3 protein-coding genes are annotated in these 3,226 nt (G+C 53.4%); all 3 read left to right on the top strand.

The window, feature by feature from the left end; genetic code table 11:
• Positions 1–516: 516 nt before the first annotated feature.
• The 3 genes from ACT3TP_RS18505 (at position 517) to ACT3TP_RS18495 (ending at position 3,072) form a co-directional block, all read left to right on the top strand.
• The gene (locus ACT3TP_RS18505) at positions 517–1,191 is read left to right on the top strand and encodes an ATP-binding cassette domain-containing protein (protein WP_444621265.1); all 675 of its coding nucleotides are present in this window, start codon (positions 517–519) and stop codon (positions 1,189–1,191) included.
• Complete coding sequence (locus ACT3TP_RS18500) at positions 1,184–1,966, top strand: hypothetical protein (RefSeq protein WP_444617259.1); 783 nt, start codon at positions 1,184–1,186, stop codon at positions 1,964–1,966. The genes ACT3TP_RS18505 and ACT3TP_RS18500 overlap by 8 nt, the downstream gene beginning before the upstream one ends.
• Before the next feature lie 557 nt (positions 1,967–2,523).
• Entirely contained in the window at positions 2,524–3,072 is a 549-nt protein-coding gene (locus ACT3TP_RS18495) for a hypothetical protein (RefSeq protein ID WP_443438201.1), read from the top strand.
• The last annotated feature ends 154 nt before the right edge of the window (positions 3,073–3,226 follow it).

Below are 3,226 nucleotides of genomic sequence, written 5' to 3'. Positions count from 1 at the left end.
TAGCCGTCTGGTGTTGCATCGACCGCTAGAGTCCGCCCTATAAAAACCAGGCATCTAAAGCTCTAAAAGTTAGACGTTAAATCTAAACTCCACGACGTCGCCGCACATACCAACCTCTGCCTGCACGCAGAGTCCCTCCTGCAATATGCGCCGACCCGACGCAGTGAGGCGTCGAGTTCGTACACGACGGTTGCGGCTTCCCGGGGTGGTAGCGCAGCAGTACTGGGTCAACTTCGCTGTGAATGCAGTATTAATCATTATCAACGGCACTTTTATTCACTCGGATAACCTAAAAAGCGCATTGATATTTGCTATAGTCAGTTTGTTGTACAACGCTATCCCACTTTTAGGGTCAGATGGCTATAGGGTCTTACTGGCCTTGGTTCACGTCAATGAGCTCAACGACCGCAAGAGCAATCCACGATGGATCCGAGTCGTCAAGACCCTAAGTTGGGTTCTAGTGGTCGTATACGGGCTACATATAACAATCGGTATGTACATGGAGATTATTGGAATATGAATCTACTCGAGGTAGATCAAGTCGTAGTTCGGCGCGGTAAACGATTCAGCCTCTCGCCTATTTCGTTTAAGTTGACGGAATCCTCAGGAATTGTTGGGCTATTCGGTCAAAACGGTGCTGGTAAGACCACGCTCTTGAAAGCCATGGCAGGAATGCTGAGCATGGGGCACGGTTCTGTATCCATTGCAGGTTCTAATCGACCCGTGTTTCTGCCAGACAAACCGTACCTTTACGACTTTCTTCGTGTATCAGAATGTCCTGAACTTCTGCAGCGGTACTATAGTGATTTTTCTGTCGACATCGCCGAAGAGATCCTATCTGACCTAAAACTTGATCGATCGCTGAAGCTCTCCCAATTGTCCAAAGGGATGATGGAACAGCTGTCACTGGGCATGATGCTGGCGCGCCGGTCCAACTTGTATTTGTTTGATGAGCCATTGGCGGCAGTCGACCCGGTGACCCGAGATCTGGTTTTAGAACTCATTGAGCGCCATCGGCCTTCGGGTGCTGCAGTGGTAATCAGCACCCACCTAATTACAGGGTTGGAAAGCCTATTCAATGAATGTCTCGTGCTCCACGACGGTAAGCTCTTGATGCACGAAAAAGTCAACGTACTTCAAAATTCCGGCGGGCTTGAAGAAACTTTTAAGAAGGTGATCCGTAATGCGTGAGTGGACGGTTGAGCTACGTAAACATTTGCACTTCTTTGCCTTCTCGCTTCTGCTACTTGTACTTGCTCTCGGATTCGAGCGTTGGGCCAACAACCCCGTCTCAGGGGTAACATGGGTTTTCGCCGTTATCCTGATCTCGTGCGCGGCAGCTGTTTATGTAGCCATGCACCTATTCAACTACATCGTGCGGGACCACGATTTGTTGTTCCACATGTCTACGCAGTCTCCGGCCAAGAAGTTCACTCTCAAGGTACTCCCACTTTTGCTGGGAACCGTGGCCATTGGTCTAACTACTGTCACTGGCTATGCACTGACTTCGAATCAAGCCGAGGCGCAGCTTGCCTCCGTAGCGTTCCTATATGCAGGTAAATTGCTCTCTTTGGCTGCTTTCGTGACACTTGTGTGGGTCTTGTGCCGAATCGCTAGATTAGGGCGTGGCCTGACTACACAGTTACTGATCTTCGGAATATTGTTCGTAGGCTTGATCACTTGCGAAATTATCGTCTTCTGGAATATATATAGCCTCGATAGCAATGCTTGGTCGGTAGGTTCAAGCTCTGAGTTCTTGGGAATACCCATGTATATGAACACCCTTCCGATAGCGGTTGGTCTTGATGGCAGCTGGACTGTAACCAACCCAATGGTTGCTTCTCTTGTCGTCAATTTGGCGACGATTGTTATTTGTACGCTGCTTGAGGTCTTCGTTTTGCGCAGTCGCCGAGCAGGCTCCACTTCTCACGCGGATCTCAACGTACCTCGATCACCGGTGGTGTAACGAGATCGAGAACGAGCCTTACAGCACCCGCCTTCGAGGTGGGATCAACTGTCCGCTGCATCTGGGCGATGACGCAGTGCGCCGGGCCCCGCAGGATGTGGCCCACCTGGACAGCGTCCGCCAGTGGATGCAAGTAGGCAGAGGCCACAGCATCGGAATTCAACCGCGTTACGTCACCAGGCGCCATTAAGTCCAACCTCGCCGCGCTGGCAATCACCACGGCCTCGAACGGGCTGACCTGAGGTTGGCTCGACGTCGCCGCGCACAAGGCGTGCGGGGTGATCCTGTGACCCGCCGACGCTCCGGCGGGGGCAAATACGTCGCGGAAACGGCTGCCTTGGGCTGGAAGCGCGCTGCACTTCGTATGCTGCGCGCTGGCCTGACGGTGTGCTTGCAGGGGCTGCCGCGCTGCCTCCGCTGCTCAAGCCCGACATACCTCTCCTGCTGGAGACCGTCGTTGCTCTGGTAGGCTGACCCGAAGACCAATCCATGGCATACGGCGACCTCCTAGAAATCAACGAAGTCGAAGCCCACGCACAGACGAGCGGACAAAGCCTTTGATCACCGAATTCATGCGAGATCAAGCATTCACCATTGCCCTGTTCGGGGTTATGGTGGCTGTGTGGTTTGGTATGGCACATGAGGACCCAGCACCTAAATCTCGGCTGCCGCTATGGGTCGGTTCTGCGATTGGACTGATCATCGCCGCCGCCTTCGGAGTTGTCGTCGGGCGCAATTGGAACACTTCAAGTGCGCTGGACGATGGCGGCTGGTGGGTTTTTGGAGCTACCTTCATCGTGATGAGCCTGTTCATCGGTGGTGGCGCAATCCTCTTGAAGGTCCGCGACCGTTATCGATGGTTTGGCTGGTGGATTGCACTGTGCGTCGCCGTACATTTTGCACCGCTGGTGTGGGTATTTAAAGATTGGTCTTACCTCGCCTTGTCTGTCGTCCAGGTGGCTGGTCTCGTGCTAATGTTTCCGCGGCTCAAGCGAGCCGAATATGAAACAAGTCGGCTGGCCTGCTCGTGGCTCGGTCTCACATTTTTGGTGTACTCATTTGTGTCTGCGATCGTGTTCTTAGTTCGGTACGGCGACCCATATTGAGGCCTGTGAGTCGCTCTACCGCAACGACGCTAAGCGCGGCGAGCTTCGCACGGGGTGCTACTTCTTGCCTTAGGTCGCGATGTTATTCCGTGCCGGAATTCAACGACGTCTCCCACGAATGCAGCGCGCGACAGATCATCCGACCTCCGCATAC

The organism is Glutamicibacter sp. AOP38-B1-38 (assembly GCF_052377485.1).
Classification (GTDB): domain Bacteria; phylum Actinomycetota; class Actinomycetes; order Actinomycetales; family Micrococcaceae; genus Glutamicibacter.
The sequence above is the reverse complement of the archived record's forward strand: the minus strand, read 5'-3'. Positions and strand labels throughout refer to the sequence as shown.